Source organism: Bradyrhizobium sp. CCBAU 11386, assembly GCF_028128955.1.
In the GTDB taxonomy this organism is placed as follows: Bacteria; Pseudomonadota; Alphaproteobacteria; order Rhizobiales; family Xanthobacteraceae; genus Bradyrhizobium.
Map to the genome: position 1 here is coordinate 1 of NZ_LBKA01000062.1, position 494 is coordinate 494.

At 62.8% G+C, this 494-nt stretch carries 1 protein-coding gene; it reads right to left on the minus strand.

Going from position 1 to position 494, the window contains the following annotated elements:
* Positions 1–404, minus strand: a 404-nt coding sequence (locus XI09_RS08365) for an IS110 family transposase (RefSeq protein WP_271566416.1), incomplete at its 3' end; no start/stop codon positions are given.
* Positions 405–494: the final 90 nt, after the last annotated feature.

A 494-nucleotide genomic window follows, 5' to 3' on the forward strand; every position in this document is an offset into this window, starting at 1 on the left:
CGGATGATCTGCGCCAAGACGCCAGCGCGCTCGGCCATCTGGCGCCGGCGGCTGTAGGTGTCCTCGTCAGCAACCCAGACCTCCGGCAAGAAGCCGGCAGCATGCAACTTTGCCAGGGTCCCAGCATCGACCTTGTCCGTTTTGACTCGCGCATAGGCGATCGCCCGAACGAGCCTCGGATTGGCGACCGCGACGCGCTTAACGTGCGGGCGCAGAATACGTTCGACCGCCGCGCTGTTGCCCGTCACCTCGATGACCACCTCATCCTCGAGGCTGAGTGTCTTGGCAAAGGCGACAAGCCGATCGTGGACGAGATCTACGCGGAGCTGTCGGATTATTGTTCCGTCCTCCAGGATCGCCACCTGGGCGAACGATCGGTGGATGTCCATGCCGACGATTTGCATGCTTAGTTCTCCTTTGTCTCAGGAGCCAGTGGCTTGCACGACATCTACGGATCCGCGCTCGCAGCGCAGCCGGGCAAGTCGTAGGGGGCG